The 15,690-nt window shown below is 52.1% G+C and carries 17 protein-coding genes and 1 tRNA gene; 9 read left to right on the top strand and 9 right to left on the bottom strand.

Annotated features, from left to right (window positions below; all coding sequences use genetic code 11):
• The first annotated feature begins 1 nt into the window (after position 1).
• The 3 genes from ABXT50_RS00210 (at position 2) to pknB (ending at position 4,816) form a co-directional block, all read left to right on the top strand.
• Entirely contained in the window at positions 2-1,441 is a 1,440-nt protein-coding gene (locus tag ABXT50_RS00210) for a peptidoglycan D,D-transpeptidase FtsI family protein (protein ID WP_415274186.1), read from the top strand.
• Positions 1,438-2,904 carry a protein kinase domain-containing protein gene (locus ABXT50_RS00205; RefSeq protein WP_415274185.1) on the top strand — a complete coding sequence of 489 codons (1,467 nt, stop codon included), beginning with the start codon at positions 1,438-1,440 and terminating at the stop codon, positions 2,902-2,904. Before ABXT50_RS00210 ends, ABXT50_RS00205 begins: the two co-directional genes overlap by 4 nt.
• Positions 2,905-2,977: 73 nt before the next feature.
• The gene (pknB, locus tag ABXT50_RS00200; RefSeq protein ID WP_415274184.1) at positions 2,978-4,816 is read left to right on the top strand and encodes a Stk1 family PASTA domain-containing Ser/Thr kinase; all 1,839 of its coding nucleotides are present in this window, start codon (positions 2,978-2,980) and stop codon (positions 4,814-4,816) included.
• Here the strand turns inward: pknB and ABXT50_RS00195 are convergent.
• Positions 4,790-5,428 carry an anthranilate synthase component II gene (locus ABXT50_RS00195; RefSeq protein WP_415274183.1) on the bottom strand — a complete coding sequence of 213 codons (639 nt, stop codon included), beginning with the start codon at positions 5,426-5,428 and terminating at the stop codon, positions 4,790-4,792. The two genes, pknB and ABXT50_RS00195, sit on opposite strands and share 27 nt — an antisense overlap.
• Before the next feature lie 58 nt (positions 5,429-5,486).
• Between ABXT50_RS00195 and ABXT50_RS00190 the strand changes: the two genes are divergently transcribed.
• Complete coding sequence (locus ABXT50_RS00190) at positions 5,487-5,756, top strand: cell division protein CrgA (RefSeq protein WP_415274182.1); 270 nt, start codon at positions 5,487-5,489, stop codon at positions 5,754-5,756.
• Here ABXT50_RS00190 and ABXT50_RS00185 read toward each other — a convergent pair whose 3' ends face one another.
• Entirely contained in the window at positions 5,757-6,410 is a 654-nt protein-coding gene (locus ABXT50_RS00185; protein WP_415274181.1) for a rhomboid family intramembrane serine protease, read from the bottom strand. It lies immediately after the preceding gene.
• Complete coding sequence (locus ABXT50_RS00180; RefSeq protein ID WP_415274180.1) at positions 6,411-6,941, bottom strand: peptidylprolyl isomerase; 531 nt, start codon at positions 6,939-6,941, stop codon at positions 6,411-6,413.
• Positions 6,942-7,024: 83 nt separating this feature from the next.
• On the opposite strand from ABXT50_RS00180, the gene ABXT50_RS00175 reads away from it, so the two are divergent.
• Both ABXT50_RS00175 and ABXT50_RS00170 read left to right on the top strand, forming a co-directional pair.
• A complete protein-coding gene (locus tag ABXT50_RS00175; protein WP_415274179.1) occupies positions 7,025-7,732 on the top strand; it encodes an ABC transporter ATP-binding protein in 708 nt (235 codons plus the stop codon).
• Positions 7,732-8,508 (top strand): ABC transporter permease, encoded by a 777-nt coding sequence (locus ABXT50_RS00170; protein ID WP_415274178.1) that lies wholly within the window; start codon positions 7,732-7,734, stop codon positions 8,506-8,508. The genes ABXT50_RS00175 and ABXT50_RS00170 overlap by 1 nt, the downstream gene beginning before the upstream one ends.
• Before the next feature lie 62 nt (positions 8,509-8,570).
• Here the strand turns inward: ABXT50_RS00170 and ABXT50_RS00165 are convergent, their stop codons facing one another.
• Genes ABXT50_RS00165 through ABXT50_RS00150 form a run of 4 tightly spaced genes read right to left on the bottom strand, consistent with a single transcriptional unit; the run spans position 8,571 to position 12,104 of the window.
• Complete coding sequence (locus tag ABXT50_RS00165; protein ID WP_415274177.1) at positions 8,571-9,332, bottom strand: ABC transporter permease; 762 nt, start codon at positions 9,330-9,332, stop codon at positions 8,571-8,573.
• A gap of 9 nt (positions 9,333-9,341) precedes the next feature.
• The gene (locus tag ABXT50_RS00160; RefSeq protein ID WP_415274176.1) at positions 9,342-10,457 is read right to left on the bottom strand and encodes a betaine/proline/choline family ABC transporter ATP-binding protein; all 1,116 of its coding nucleotides are present in this window, start codon (positions 10,455-10,457) and stop codon (positions 9,342-9,344) included.
• On the bottom strand, positions 10,454-11,110 hold the full coding sequence (locus tag ABXT50_RS00155) for an ABC transporter permease (RefSeq protein WP_415274175.1): 657 nt from the start codon (positions 11,108-11,110) through the stop codon (positions 10,454-10,456). The genes ABXT50_RS00160 and ABXT50_RS00155 overlap by 4 nt, the downstream gene beginning before the upstream one ends.
• Positions 11,111-11,117: 7 nt before the next feature.
• Positions 11,118-12,104 (bottom strand): glycine betaine ABC transporter substrate-binding protein, encoded by a 987-nt coding sequence (locus ABXT50_RS00150; RefSeq protein ID WP_415274174.1) that lies wholly within the window; start codon positions 12,102-12,104, stop codon positions 11,118-11,120.
• A gap of 96 nt (positions 12,105-12,200) precedes the next feature.
• On the opposite strand from ABXT50_RS00150, the gene ABXT50_RS00145 reads away from it, so the two are divergent.
• From ABXT50_RS00145 to ABXT50_RS00135, 3 genes are read left to right on the top strand one after another with little or no spacing between them, the layout of a single operon-like run.
• The gene (locus tag ABXT50_RS00145) at positions 12,201-13,040 is read left to right on the top strand and encodes an IclR family transcriptional regulator (RefSeq protein ID WP_415274173.1); all 840 of its coding nucleotides are present in this window, start codon (positions 12,201-12,203) and stop codon (positions 13,038-13,040) included.
• A 13-nt stretch (positions 13,041-13,053) separates the two neighbouring features.
• Positions 13,054-13,869: an SDR family oxidoreductase gene (locus ABXT50_RS00140; RefSeq protein ID WP_415274172.1), complete on the top strand. Its 816-nt coding sequence runs from the start codon at positions 13,054-13,056 to the stop codon at positions 13,867-13,869.
• A complete protein-coding gene (locus ABXT50_RS00135; RefSeq protein WP_415274171.1) occupies positions 13,851-14,225 on the top strand; it encodes a DoxX family protein in 375 nt (124 codons plus the stop codon). The genes ABXT50_RS00140 and ABXT50_RS00135 overlap by 19 nt, the downstream gene beginning before the upstream one ends.
• A 40-nt stretch (positions 14,226-14,265) precedes the next feature.
• Here the strand turns inward: ABXT50_RS00135 and ABXT50_RS00130 are convergent.
• Together ABXT50_RS00130 and ABXT50_RS00125 are read right to left on the bottom strand one after the other, a co-directional pair.
• A tRNA-Gly gene (locus tag ABXT50_RS00130) sits at positions 14,266-14,339 on the bottom strand.
• A gap of 6 nt (positions 14,340-14,345) precedes the next feature.
• Positions 14,346-15,626, bottom strand: a complete 1,281-nt coding sequence (locus ABXT50_RS00125) for an O-antigen ligase family protein (protein WP_415274170.1) — start codon at positions 15,624-15,626, stop codon at positions 14,346-14,348.
• Between the last annotated feature and the right edge of the window lie 64 nt (positions 15,627-15,690).

Raw genomic sequence — 15,690 nt, 5'->3', positions numbered from 1 at the left:
AGTGAGAAGAGTTGGCCTTGCGCTGACCGTAATGTTCATTGCTTTGTTCGCAATTGCCTCCTCGATACAGGTTGTTAGAACCGAATCGCTTTATCAGGATTCGAGAAACGTTCGCGCATCCTACGAAACCTATAAAACTCAGCGCGGTTCGATATTGGTTGGTGAAACTGAGGTTGTCACCAGCGTTGCCGTCAATGACCAGTACCGGTTCCTAAGAAGCTATGACTCTGTTCTCTATAGCGCGGTTGCCGGCTACTTCAGCATTTTCACCGGTTCCTCTGGAATCGAGCGATCAATGAATTCCTTGCTCGCTGGCCAAAGCTCTGCACAGTTTTTTGAGCAAATCAATGCGCTGCTTGATGGCACGCCGGTAACCGGTGCTGCAATCGAACTAACCCTCGATCCAGATGTGCAGCGAGCTGCCTGGGATGCCCTCGGTGGCCGAAAAGGCGCAGTGGTTGCCCTTGACCCGGCAACCGGCCGCATTCTCGCGATGGTATCGAAGCCAACATTTGATGCCAACCTCATGGCCGGTCACGAGTACGATCCGGTGAACCAGGCCTACCGCGACTACCTAGATGATCCGGACAAGCCGCTTGTGAACCGAGCAATCGGTGGAGACCTTTACCCGCCGGGTTCAGTGTTCAAACTTGTTGTCGCGGCAGCCGCTCTTGAATCTGGGCGATACAGCACGACCACAACCTTCGAGAACCTAGCTAGCTACCGCCTCCCCGGCACCTCAACGATGATTCAAAATTCCTCCAATAACACCTGCGGGGACGGGGCACTGGTAACGCTAGAACAGGCCCTAATTAGATCGTGCAACATTCCATTCGCAATGCTCGCGGTCGACCTTGGTCAGGATCGAATTCGAGCTATGGCAGAGCTCATGGGCTTTGGAGATGAGATTGCGATTCCGCTTTCAGTAACACCCAGCGTTTATCCACTCGGCCTGGAGCTCTCTCAACTCGCCCTAACCGGTTTTGGACAGTTTGACGTTCGAGTGTCACCGCTGCAGATGGCCATGACCACTGCTGCAATCGCGAATCAGGGCGTGATCATGAAACCGCAGCTGGTTGATCAGGTCGTCGCAAGCAACCTAAACGTTCTCAGCCAACCCGAGCCCCAGGTGTTTTCCTCTCCAATGTCTAGAGAAACTGCCGGACTACTGACCCGCATGATGGTTGACTCAGTCGGCTACGGAGCAGCAACCAATGCTGCGCTTCCACAGGTCGCCGTTGCCGGCAAAACTGGCACTGCCGAAAACGGACCTGATGACCCGTTCACCCTCTGGTTCACCGGCTTTGCGCCGGCCGAATCTCCTCGCGTAGTTGTCACGGTCGTGGTTGAAGACGGCGGTGGCATTGGGCAAAACGGAACCGGTAACCAAATTGCCGCGCCCATCGCCAAGGCAGTCATGAAGGCGGCGTTGAACCGATGAAGCCCGCAGTGGGACAACTTTATGGAGAACGATACCGACTCCAACTGCGCATTGCCATTGGTGGCATGGGCGAGGTTTGGCAAGCCCAGGACGAGCTAATTTTGCGTCAGGTCGCAATCAAAATCCTGAAGGAAGAGTATCTTTCGGATCCGGCGTTCTTGGAAAGATTTAGAACCGAGGCGCGCTCGGCAGCCCTTGTCGAGCACGTAGGAATTGCCAATATTTACGACTACGGCGAGGACACTGGTTCCGCATTTCTCGTTATGGAGTTAGTTCCGGGTGAATCAATGTCCCGGTTGTTGGAGCGAGAAAAACGACTACCTGAGGCTCAAGTTCTAGACATTGTGGCTCAAACTTCCAGAGCACTGGCTGCGGCTCACGCCAGAGGTTTGGTTCACAGAGACATAAAACCAGGCAATTTACTAATCACCCCGGATGGCAAAGTCAAAATAACTGACTTTGGTATCGCACGAGTGGGAGACCAGGTTCCGCTAACCAAAACCGGGCAGGTTATGGGGACCGTTCAGTACCTGGCGCCTGAGCAGGCAACTGGGAAGACCTCAACCGGTGCAACGGACCTGTATTCACTCGGGGTTGTGGCATACGAAGCACTCGCAGGTAGGCGCCCCTTCCGTGGTGAGAACCAGATGGCAATCGCGATGGCACACATAAATGAGATGCCGCCGGCCCTTCCAGACTCGATTGACCCAAGAGTTCAAAACCTGGTTCTTAGCTGCCTAGCTAAAAAGCCCAACCAACGCCCAGAGTCTGGAGCCTCGCTCGCGATTAGGGCGGAAGCTCTTCTTAGGGAAAAACGTAAAGGTGTCCCGGTTGCCTCCGAAGACCCAATCAATGACCCTGTGACCGAGGTGATATCAACGGACACCGCTCCATTACCAAGGGCGCCGATTGTTTGGCCCTGGCTTGCAACCCTTGGACTACTGGGGCTCACTACGATCGTCGTGATCGTTGCGATTCTCTCGGAGCCAAACGCTTCCGACATCTCTCCAATTAGCACTCCAAATTCGACGCCCACCAACACTCAAACAGTGGAAGAGGCCACGGAGCCCGCAACCTACCTGGTATTGGTATCCGATGTGGTGGGTAAAAACCTGAGTGAAGTCACCGCGTGGTTGACCGAGCGTGGCTTCGTCGTAAACGCTATACCTGGTGAACTCATTCCGGGCAGCTCACCCGAGGTTCGAGTAGTTTATGCGGCCTCTCCGACTGGAAACATAGAAGTAGGCAGCACCGTGAACGTCACCTATTACGTAGGCGATTATGAAGACATTCCGATTGAGATACCAGAGGATGAGGCTACTTCTGAACCAGCTCCGGAAGCGACAGACCCCGCGGATGGTGAGCCAGCTCCCTCGGAGACTCCAGTGGCCGACGTGCCGGCAATAGTGCCGGGCGACACCACTGGAGATATAATCACAGTAGATCCGGGGTCATCAGGGTAATAAGACTGTAACCGAGTCATGCGGGAAATAATCAAAACAAAAACTAGAATTCAATGGGTGGAAAAGAGCAGGTTTGAGTAAGAGCGAAAGACTGATTGCTGGTCGATACCGACTGGGTGAGCTTGTCGGTCGCGGTGGAATGGCCGAGGTGTTCGAGGGCTACGACACCAGACTTGGTCGAACCGTAGCGATCAAGCTTCTAAAGTCAGATCTCGCAAACGACGCCAACTTCGAAGCAAGCTTTCGTCAAGAGGCTCAAGCCAGCGCCCGCATGGCCCATCCAACAATTGTTCGGGTCTATGATGCCGGCGAAGAAGAGACCACCGATACAAACGGTCAGATCGTAAAAACTCCGTTCATAATCATGGAACTAGTCCGCGGCAAATTGCTTCGCGAAGTGGTTGCTGAAAAAAACGTTGCCATCGAGCGAACCGTTGGATATATCTCCGGAATCCTCACCGCTCTCGAGGTTTCCCACCGAGCCGGTGTGGTTCACCGAGACATAAAGCCAGGAAACGTGATGATCGGCGAGGGCGATTCGATCAAAGTTATGGACTTTGGAATTGCCAGGGCAGTAAATGACAATTCAGCCACCCAAGCTGCTACCTCCGGCATAGTTGGAACAGCTCAATACTTCTCTCCCGAGCAAGCCCGGGGAGACACAGTTGATGCCAGAACAGATTTATATTCGACCGGCGTAATTCTTTACGAGTTACTCGCTGGAAGGCCGCCATTTAAAGGCGAAAGCGCCGTGTCCGTGGCATACCAACACGTTTCTGAACTTGCTACTCCACCTTCGACCTTTAACTCAAATGTTTCACCGGAGTTAGACGCGGTAGTGCTTCGATCTATGACCAAAGATCGCGACGAGCGCTTCCAGACCGCTGACGAATTCCGAGAGCACTTGCTTGCGGCCCAGGCCGGGACAGCTCTGCCTATGACCAAAACAACCCCGCTATCGAAAATGACTCCGGTGGCCCTGGATGCCACCGAAGCGATCTCGACGACTGGTGCAGATGAGTTTCCAACCTCTTTGCTTGAGGGCTTTGAAACAGCTCCGAGCAGACAAATAACTACTACCAACACCAAAGTGGGGGCGGGCGTTCTTTGGGGCCTGGGCACCGGAGTAGTCGTGATTTTGGTTGGATTGTTGTTCTGGGTCATGAACCTAGGTTCGGCTGGACCAGGAACAGCTCCATCAAGCGGCGTCGAGGTGGCAAACGTTCAAGGATCTTTATATGAAGATGCCTACAGCACGCTGAATTCACAAGATCTTGTGGTGCTTCGGGTTTACGAGAAAAGCGAGCTCGTTCCAGAAGGCATCGTCATAAGACAAGTCCCAGAAGCCGGAACATTGGTTCTCTCCAGCACCGCCGTGACGCTTTATGTTTCCAGTGGTGCAACCGAAGTAACCGTTCCGAACTTGGTTGGTAAAAACGAAACGGATGCGGTGGCCCTGATTGAAGGGCAAGGGCTGACGGTCGGAAGTATCACGGTGGTCGGATCCCCAGTGGTTCCGGATGGCACCGTAATAGCATCCGATCCGGTAACCAACTCAAAACTGCCCCTTGGATCAGTGGTAAACATCATTTTGTCCGACGGCACGGTTCAGATTCCCGACATCAGAAACCTTGAGGTGCTGGAGGCTAGAAGTATTCTGACTGGCCCATCAATTGGTTACACGGTTTCGGTTGAAGTTCTCGATGCCCAAACCTGCAATGGCACACCTGGAACCATAGTTCTGGAGCAGTCAGTACTGCCGGGAGAAGCGCCTCAACTACAGAACATAATCTTGTATGTCGAGTGCGTAGGTAATAAAACTCCAACACCTACTCCAACGCCAACCCCAACACCTACGCCTACACCGTCGGAAACTGGGTCCGGGCTAGGTCTTCTCAATCCTGGGGCTTAGGGTTTTAGATTTTTCTAGAGCACCTTCAACCCCAAGGGTTTCAAGCCAATTAGCTATCATCTGGTAGCCGCCCTCAGTCATTACTGATTCCGGATGAAACTGCACGCCGTAAATCGGCTTGGTCCTGTGCTGAAGGCTCATTATGATTCCGCTATCAGTTTGACCAGTGACCAGAAGTTGTTCCGGAACGCTCTCCGGAACAACAGCCAGTGAGTGATATCTAGTCGCCATAAAACCTTGCGGTAGGCCGTTGAGAATCAAGCTGTCCTGATGGTTCACTCTGGAAGTTTTGCCGTGCATAAGCTCAGGCGCACTTTCGACCCTGCCCCCCATTGCCTCTGCAATTGCCTGATGCCCCAGGCAGACTCCAAAAACTGGGTAGTCAGTGTCGAGGGCATATTTAACCGTCGGTATTGATAATCCGGCACTTGCTGGGGTCCCTGGACCCGGAGAGATCAAAACCGCATCGAACTTCTGCAAGAGAGCTGGGAGCTCATCCTCGCTGATTGCGTCATTACGCATCACGGTGGTTTCAGCACCCAATTGCTGCAAATAGCCATTCAAAGTGTAGACAAAGCTGTCGTAGTTATCTAAAACGAGGATGTTAACCATTGTGTTAATAGCCTAATCGGATGGCGGGTCTTTAGGTTCAGGCGTTAAGATACTAAGCATGTCTGATTCAAAGAGAAGTAAGAAAAACGAGACCAAGCCGCTAACCCCAAAGGTTGTCGGCGAAGAAGAGCAGGACAACCCAACCTGGTACAAGGTGGTCATGTTTGGCTTTATGCTCTTCGGCCTAGCTTGGATACTCATTTTCTACATCTCAAGCGCCCGCTACCCGCTCGGTGCAGCGACGCCCATTGATCTTTCCAATTGGAACATCCTGGTTGGCTTCGGCATCGCCATGATCGGCTTTGCAATGACCACTAAGTGGAAATAACTACATCCAACTAGAGATTTTTAGCATGGTCAGTCCGTAGAGGACCCCCCAAACCAAGAACACTCCAAAAATTTGCTGCACACGCTTTTCGCTCTGCCTGGTCTGCGAGTAGATTCCTGCAATTGCCAAGCCAGTTAGAAGGCCGCCTAGGTGACCCTCCCAGGAGATCCCGGAAACAAAAAAGCCTAGGCCAAAATTTATGGCTATCAAGGTAAAGATTTGAGTGGAATTGCCTCCGGTGGAGCGCACCACAATGAAGTAGGCACCCATTAGTCCAAACAGTGCCCCAGATGCCCCCACAACCGGTACCTGTGGGTCTGACAGCCACATGACGGCTACTGAGCCGCCAATAATTGAGGTTAGATACATCACCAGGAATCGACGCGGTCCCAGCAGTGGCTCAAGAATACGACCGAAGATCCAAATGGCGTAGGAGTTCAAAAGAATATGAAACGGTCCAGTCCAGTCATGGACGAAGCCGGCTGTGAGCATTCGCCAAGGTTCAAAAGGCGCAAATAGTGGGGCGAAGAACATTTGGTTCGTAAAAAGATAGCCAACCGGGCTTATTTGACCGAGCCAAATAACTACGTTAAGCAGCAACAGGCCCGAAGTTACCGGGACCTGTTGGAAGCTTTGAAGTTTTAAACGTGCCACTTAGGCTTTTTCGATTGTGATGCTCTCAATAATTACGTCGTCTACAGGCTTGTCGTTTGCGCCGGTTGCAACCTGGGCAATTTGGTCAACTACCTTGCGGCTAACCTCATCTGCGACCTCGCCAAAGATGGTGTGGCGGCCCTGCAACCAGGTGGTTGCGGCGATGGTGATGAAAAACTGCGATCCGTTGGTACCAGGACCAGCGTTAGCCATCGCAAACATGTATGGCTCGTTGAAAGTTAACTCCGAGTGGATTTCGTCACCGAACTGATAGCCGGGGCCACCCATTCCCGTTCCGGTTGGGTCTCCGCCCTGAATCATGAAATCAGGGATGATGCGGTGGAAGATTACGCCGCTGTATAGCGGGGTGTTGGTCTGCGTCGAGTTGGTCTTAGGGTCACGCCATTCGATGGCGCCGGTTGCTAGGCCCTCGAAGTTCTCGACAGTCTTTGGGGCGTGCAAACCAAACAGGTTTACCTTTATTGCGCCATGGTTTGTGTGAAGGGTTGCTACTGAAGTAGGTGAGGTCATCGTTACATTCTGCCATGAGTTCTAGACTCGTGCATATCCGAAAAACCTAATAGTCGACATCACCGACCAGAAGACGGAGTGAAATGACTGCAGCGATTACATTCACCAGCCTCGCGAAGACCTACGGCAAGCAACAGGCCGTAGCCGGTCTCAGCATCGAGATTCAAAAGGGTCGTATTACCGGCTTTTTAGGACCGAACGGTGCTGGTAAATCTACGGCGCTCAGGTGCCTTGTAGGCCTTGCTAAGCCCACAAGCGGCTCGGCTACAATTCTTGGAGCCGGTTACCGAGACCTCCGCGATCCAATCAGGCAGGTTGGCTGCGTGCTAGATTCTCAAGGTTTTCACAAGGCTCTAACTGGAAAACAGAACCTAAAGGTCATGGCCGCCGCCGGTGGCATCCCCGACTCGAGAGTCGATGAGGTTTTAGAACTGGTTGAACTAACCGAGGCCGCCAACAAGCGAACCAAGAACTACTCGCTGGGTATGAAGCAGCGCCTAGCCCTGGCAGGGGCAATTTTGGGAGACCCAGAGGTTCTTATTTTGGACGAACCGGCGAACGGACTAGATCCGCTTGGAATTGCTTGGCTCAGGAAGTTCCTGCGCTCACTGGCCGGTTCCGGAAGAACTATTTTGGTCTCTTCGCACCAGCTAGCTGAGATGCAGAACACGGTTGATGACGTCATCATCATGCACAGGGGCAAACTAATCACTTCTGGCAGCATGAAGGACATCATCAAGGACGGCACCCTTGAAGAAGCCTTCCTTAAGCTAACCGAGGGAGTGAACTAATGTCACTTATCAAATCTGAAATTCGCAAAGTTTTATATGTAAGGGCCAATTGGGGCATCCTGCTCGCGTCAGTATTCGTTTCGATAATTTCGGTTGTTATAACGCCGTTTATTTTTGAAGCGGGAAATGTAGGTAGCGGACTAACCCTTGACTCACCGCAAGCAATTGACGCAGTTTATGCGAATGCGATCTCGGGATATATCTTCGTGATAATCCTGGGAATCATGCTGATGGCCGGCGAATATCGTCACGGCACAGCCGTTGCGACCTTCCTTGCCCGTCCAAAGCGTGAAATCGTCTTGGCGGCCAAGCTGGGGATCGCCGCAATTGTTGGCGCCGTATTTATGCTCATCTCGGTTTGGACTTCTATTTTGGCCGGGATCATCGTGCTGGCTGGCTTTGATAATGCTGCTGCTGCCTCGAGCGGCACCTTTCTAAACCTGACTGTCGCCGGCCTGGTCTCGGGGGCAATTCTGGCAGTCATCGGAGTTGCCATCGGGGCTTTACTTAAGAGCCAGATGCTCGCCATCGTATTCTCACTGGTTTACTTGTTTGTTATCGATCCGCTGCTGTTAGTTCTATGGGTGGATATTGCAAAGTATCTCCCTGGTGGGTTAATTACAGCGATGACTGCAATCGACATAGATGCCCCGGAGTTCGGGATTAACACCGCCAACTTCCTAGACCCAATTCAAGCGACATTGCTACTGCTTGGATACGGTGCGGTCTTTGCGCTCACGTCCTTGGTAACAAGCATGAGACGCGATGTTGAGTAGCAAGAAGTAATAAAAAAACGCCGGCGTCCAATTGGGGGCCGGCGTTTTTTTGCGTTCAGGGCTTATAGGCCCCTTGGCTTCAAGTATTTTTGAGCTAGTGCGCTCAGGAAGTCAAACAATAAGGCCATAATCGCGACCATCACAGCACCAATCAAAATAGCTGGTCCTCGATCTAGCTTTAGGCCGGAGTTGATCGTTTCACCAAGTCCTCCACCACCAACCAAAAAGGCCAGTGCCGAGAAGCCAACGTTGATTACAACGGCAGTTCTGATGCCGCCAAGAATTACCTCAACTGAAAGCGGTAGTTCGATTTTGAGCAAAATTTGCCTCGCGGTTAGGCCCATGCCACGTGCCGCGTCGATGACAGACTTATCGACCTGCTCCAAGCCAACGATTGTGTTTCTAAGAACCGGTAGCAGCGAAAAAGTAGCCAGGGCAAGAATCACGGTGACGATTCCCGAGCCCATAAACGAGAAGAAAATAACAATCAGTCCGTAGGCAGGAAGCGCCTGACCCAGGCCAAGGGTGCTGACCAGAAGACTCTTTAGTCGCGGATAGCCCTTTCGGGTTACCAAGATGCCCACCGGAACCGCGATCAAGACAACCAAGATCGAAGAGGTAAGTCCCAGAATCAGAGTTTCTCCAATTTGCCTTTGAACCTTGTCAGGCGACAAAATCGCTATCGTAATTTTGTCCAAGTCTGAGTAGGTCCAAACAGCAAAACCCAAAATCGCCAGGGCAGCGGCGAAAACCGGCGAGATGATTAGATCAAGCCGTTCGCTCAAGGGCGATCGGGTCTTCACTGCTGAGTTAGTTGTACTCACGAATAACTCCTAGCTGTCGCTCATGATCAACTTGGCGAGGCTCTCGATTGTGGTGCAGCCGAGGTACTTGCCTTTTCTATCCGTCACACAAGCCATTCCGACTGAGGACTGCAGCATCACTGTCAATGCATCCTGCAAAGTGTCCTCGGGCTGAAGGTCAACGGTTACTGGCCGGCCAGATTTCTCAATCGGCTGAGTAGTTCGGTTCAAAGCGCGCTCGTCAATCCATCTCAGTGGTCGACCCGAGCCATCAAGCAGTAGAGCGACTTGATCCGGGGATTCCTGAAGCGTCTTTAGTGCTTCTTCGCGCAAAACCGGGGAAGTAAGAGTCGGGACCTGGTGCAGTTCGATGTCGCTTACCTTCTTCAAGGTGAGCCCCTTCAAAATTGCGCCTGAACCCAGGAAGCTCTCCACAAACTCATCGGCTGGGTGAGCCAAAATTGCCTCTGGTGTGTCCAGCTGAGCAATCTCGGAGCCCTCGCGAAGAATCGCAATTCGGTTACCCATCTTGATTGCCTCGTCAATGTCGTGTGTGACAAAAACGATGGTCTTTTTTACTTCTTGCTGAAGCCTCAAAAACTCGTTCTGAAGTCGGTCTCGGGTAATTGGATCGATTGCGCCAAAAGGCTCGTCCATCAAAAGCACATCGGGGTCTGCGGCTAGCGCCCTGGCAACACCGATTCTTTGAGCCTGGCCACCAGAAAGTTCTTTCGGGTAACGATCTCGGTAAGTTTCTGGATCCATTGAAACAAGCTCCAACAATTCATCGACTCGCGCACTGATTTTGTCCTTGCTCCAGCCCAGAAGCTGCGGCACGGTCGCGATGTTCTCGGCAATAGTGCGGTGTGGAAATAGACCCACTTGCTGAATTACATAGCCAATTTTTCTTCTCAGCTCAGACGGGTTTACTTCAGTGACATCCTCGCCGTCAATAAACATGCGGCCGGAGGTTGGCTCTATTAGGCGGTTTATCAACCTAAGAGTTGTGCTCTTACCGCAACCGGATGGTCCGACCAGCACAAGAACCTCGCCGCGCATGACCTCTAGAGTCAAGTTGCGCACCGCTGGATCGCCTGTGCCGTAGGACTTGCTTACGTTTTCTAAACGAATTAATACATCACTCATCGAATACCCTTCGAGATAGTGGCCGCTCGTAGGGCCTGGAGAATTACGTCAATAACTAGAGCTAGTACTAGACACAACAGCGTGCCCAGCCAGATGGACTCCAGAGAATTTGGTAGCGGCAGTCTTGCGAGGCCGCTCTTTATAAAGTCACCAAGTCCGCCACCGGCAACCAAAGTGGCGAGTGATGCAATTCCAACAGTCAACATCGATGAAACCCTTATGCCGGCCAATATCACGGGCCACGCAAGAGGAAGTTCCACCTTGATTAGAACTTGAATGGGTGCAAGGCCCATTCCTTTTGCTGCGTCCAAGATGCCGGGGTCGATGCCGTCAAGACCCGTAATAGTGTTGCGCAAGATTGGCAACAACGAGTACAGGAACAGCGCAATGAAGGAAGGCGCGAAGCCGAGCCCGACCAGCGGAATGAAGATTACAAATAGTGCAAGGGCTGGAATGGTCAAGAAGACCGAGGCGATGGCTAGAGCCAACTCCTTAGCCAAGGTACTGCGCCTGGTTACGACGCCGGCGACGATGGCAAAAAAGCCAGCCGTCACCAGCACCGTAATCACATACCAGGTGTGTTGAGCTAGACCTTCTAAAACTTGCTCTTGTCGAGAAAGCGCGAAGTCAATCAGTCTTAATAGAAAGTCCATGGGGTTCTTAGTCGATCAAGCCTTCAGAAACCAGGTATTCCCTGGCTACAACGCCTGAGTCCTGACCTTCGGCCGAGACATAGCCGTTGAGCTCTGCCATGCGGACGTTGGTCAACGGAGCAAGAATTGCATTGATGATTGCATCAAAAGCATCTGGTGCTTCGTTGTACTTGTCCTGACCCATGGTTCCGGAAACGTTGTAAAGAAGGTTGACGCCTGGATCTTCAACAAGGGTCATGCCCAAGGCTGGGATACGGCCGTCAGTAGCGTAAACCTCACCGAAGTCACAGTTATTAGCTGCTGTCTCGGTGTAGATAATTCCAGTGTCAAGAATTCGCTGCTGGCTGTCAGGCAAAGTGATCCCCGTGTGGGTCTCAGTCAAGATCAGTCCGTCTGGACGGGATGGGAATTCAGACTCCATGCAAACAATTGCATCTGGGTTTGCCTGTGTGTACTCCATCATGCTGGTCAATGTGAATGGCCCACCATTTGCCTCAGTTACTTCTGGGCTGGATGCAAATCCATAAGTGTTATTGAACGGTGAACGTCCAACCCAAACAATGCCGTTCTCGGTAAGGTCTAGAGCTGCAACACCAGATGTTAATACCTCTGGGTCGAAGCTAGCGTCTTCCTGCCCTAGGTGGACACCCCATCCGGTTCCGTTGTACTCCATGTAAATGTCAATGTCGCCAGACTCAAGTGCTGCACGGGCAACGCTAGTTCCACCAAGGTTTACCTTGTTGTCAACTGTTGCACCGGCTTCTTCAAAAGCCGCAACTAGAATTTCGCCAAGAATCAACTGCTCGTCGAAGTCCTTTGAGCCAACGGTAATGTCAATACCGGAAAGGTCATAAGCACCGATTATCGAAGTTGCAGCTTCGGTTCCAGCTGTGGTCTCTGTCTCTGTCTCTGTCTCGGCTGCTGCACAGCCTGCAAGCACTAGGGCCGCTGTGGCGCCAATTGCCAACATTGAGAATGTTTTGCTTTTAATCATAATTTCTCCTATGTAGGTTTCCATTTAGGCTAGAGAAGTCAATTGGCCTAGTCGAACAGTGTTGTGCATGCGTCAACTGGCGTGTACGTTGGAGGAATGAGAACCCATACATCGGGCTTAGCAAGGGACCTTGAAGTGCTCGAGGTCTTGTCCTTTGCCGAAGCCTTTACTAATGGGGGTCTGGGCGTGAACCGAATCGCAGAACTGACAGAGCGTGACAAGGGTCAAATTTCTAGGGTGCTAAAAACACTTGCGTCAAGCGGTCTGGTTGATCGCGATGATAAAACTCTTCGTTATTCGCTTGGTCCAAGGCTTTACTCGATGGCAATGCGCACAAAGGAAGCCCACCTGGCGCTTTTGTCCGAACCGAGGTTATTTGAACTGGTTGCGCAAATCCAAGAAACCGCACACCTGAACGTCTTGCGAGGTGGTCGGGTACTAACAACTAAGACCGTCGTGGCTGCTCAGGCGCTTCGACGCTCCGGCTGGGACGGCATCGTGAGTGCCGCTGGTAGCTCCGCTTCTGGGCGAGTAATGTTGGCGGGTTTCAGCGACGAGGAAATAGAGCTTTGGTGGATGGAGCACGCTCAGGATGACCCACTACCCGCGCTGCAAACCGCCTTTACAAAACCCCTAGAGCCAATCAACCGCAAGGTAAAGCGACAGTTGCCGGCTAAGAACCTTAAGGCGTTTCTAAAAATACTGCAGGGAGTTCGAGATCTTGGCTACGCGATAAGCGATGGAGAGTTTCAGCCGGGAATCGTTGATGCAGCGGCTCCAGTCAGGGACTCAAGCAACATGATTGTCGCGGCGATAAGCACGGGTGTCCCTAAAGAGCGAATAGGCAATCAGTTTGACCCACTTGGTCAGCTGGTTTCTGGTGCGGCTCTTCGTTTTTCCACCGACCTTGGAGCACCAATTATCGGCCCCGCTTAGTAAAGTTCTACACATGAGCAACGTTGCTATCATCACAGGCGCAGGATCCGGCTTCGGCCTTGGGCTGGCTAAAAAGCTATTGAACGAGAACTGGATTGTCTACGGTGCAGACATTTCTCCCGACGGCCTGACTCTGCTGAAGGCCATTGGAGCTCATCCTCTAAAAGTTAATGTCACTAGTGACAGCCAGGTTGCCGCCGGGGTGAAAAAGGTAATCAAGGAACAGGGTCGTATTGACGTCTTAGTTGCAAATGCCGGTTACGGCTCCTTTTCTTCTATCGAAGAAACCACCAGCGAACAGGTCCGAGCGATTTTTGATGTAAACGTATTTGGGGTTGAGCGCTTTGTGAAAGCAGTGCTGCCGCAAATGCGGAAACAGGGTTCTGGCCGAATCATCGCAACAACTTCCGTTGTAGCGCATGTTTCTCTTGTTGGCCTTGGTTGGTATGCCGGAACCAAACACGCAGTCAGAGCCATGTCCAATGCGCTTCGCCAGGAGGTGCGCCACTTAGGGATTCGGGTCTCAACGGTTGAGCCAGGAACCTCTAAAACAGGATTTGGCGCTTTGGCGTTCGACACTTTAGACAAGTCAAGATCGATAAGCGACTACGACGGCGTAATGCGTGGGCTAAACAAATGGCTAGGGGGTCTGTATCGAGTTTCTCCTGGGCCAAGTGCGGTTATAAATAAGCTTCATCGCGCCGCAACAGCCAAGAGGCCAAGGGCGCACTACCCCGGAAGCTGGGACGTGGTCGCGCTGAAGCTCGCCTTTTATGTATTACCAAGAAAAACTTTGGATGCTCTGGTGCTATGGCTCGCCAAACGCTAAATCAGGTGGGATCCAAGGTCGTCATTGGCGCTTTTTTGGTTTCCGGCACCTTTCATTTAATTGCGCCAGCCCAGTTCATGCCGCTGCTGCCAGATTGGACGCCCTACCCGTTGGTTTTGGTTTATCTATCCGGCATCGCTGAACTACTTGCCGCTATCGGTCTGATTGCAAAATTGCGCTGGGCACCAATTTTCACAGGCCTCGTGCTTCTGGCAGTGTGGCCGGCGAACTGGTGGGTAGCAATCGAGGCCACTAACAATGCCGAAATAGCAACCGCAGTGATTGCCTGGTTGAGGTTACCTCTTCAGTTGCCACTGATTTACTGGGCACTAAAGTCCCCTGTAAAAAGAAAATAGCTCTCAAAAAAACAGGCTTCTTATGCAAAGAGCAAGCATTTGGAGCGAGCGACGGGAATCGAACCCGCACCACCAGCTTGGGAAGCTGGAGTTCTACCATTGAACTACGCTCGCAAGTCTTTAGAGTCTAGCTCTTGGCCTGAGTCTGAAATTGCCGGCTAGACGGCTTCGCTTTCCAGTTCTTCCTAGCGGCTCTAGTTCGGCAAATGGCCCGGCGCTTTTGGCCGCTAGCAGCACCAGAAGCACCCAGCCAGCCTCGATTAGCAGCCTAGATTCTGAAATCGACTGGGCAGTAATCACCAAGAATATAAACAACGGGAAAAGATAAAGCGGGTTCGTGTGACGGACAGCCACTGTCCAAAGCCTCACGAACGTAACAGCCAAAAGCCAGACCAAAAGACAAAGGCCCACTATTCCCAGCTGCATGAAGATGTCCAAATAGGCATTATGTGCCTGATACATAGGGACCCCGTTCATGACAATTAGGCCCTCGTAAGGTGCCACTCCGGGAACCCAGTAACCGATCCAGCCCCAACCAAAACCCGGTTTCTGCCAGATCAAGGTCAAAACCTCGGACCAGATTAGGAACCTGCCGGAAGCATCGGGACTCTTACCCAAGAAGTCAAAGACTGCTGAAAGGTTAATCACTATCGAAGCCACCGCCAATCCTGCGATAGCACCGGCGCTCCAGTAGATCTGGTGTCTAACCTGCCGAGATCTGCCCTCAGCGAGAATTGCGATGATTGCCGCGAACCCAATGATTACAACTGCGAGTGTCATGCTCGCACTTTGAGACAAGACCGCGAGCAAAACAGCTAGACCGAGAGAAATTACTGGGATTAGCCTTTTTTGGCTGGTCACAATCGCTTCAACTAGGAACAACAGCGCACCCAGCACCGCGGTGAAGGCAAGTAGGTTTGCGTTTCCAACAATGCCCTGTATCCGGCCCCCATCAAACAGGCTCCCTTGGCTCCAGTAGTAGGCCGCGTATGGCACCGTATCGCCCTCAAAGTTAGGAAATAGAGGGATTACCGGCCCTGTGATGCCGGCAAATAGCTCGAAAACTAGAGAAGTTCCGAGAATGAAGCGAATTAGGTTTGAGAGAATATTTAGTAGCTGCCGCCAGCTAAATTGACTGGCTAAAAATAGGGCAAATAACGTCGCGCTTATTTGCAAGCCGGTCATCATAAAACTTGCACCAAGATACGAGGACCAAGTCAGGCTCAACATCATCCACCCGAGTAATAACACCAAGGCAGTTGGCATTACACGAATCAATTCAACTGGCCTGGATACCGAAAGCGCATAAATGCTAGCCAGAGTGACCACTACTACTGCGACAGACCAGCCACCCCAACCAATCGAATAACGAACAGCGTCGCCGGCTAGGGCTAAAAACAACCCCGGGTAGGCTAACCAGACCCCAGCTCGGTACTTAGGAGAGTGGGAGCCGACGGGGATTCTG

Origin of the sequence: Aquiluna sp. Uisw_065 (assembly GCF_047731275.1) — a bacterium.
In the GTDB taxonomy this organism is placed as follows: Bacteria; Actinomycetota; Actinomycetes; order Actinomycetales; family Microbacteriaceae; genus Aquiluna.
This window is presented reverse-complemented; position numbering and strand designations above follow the sequence as displayed.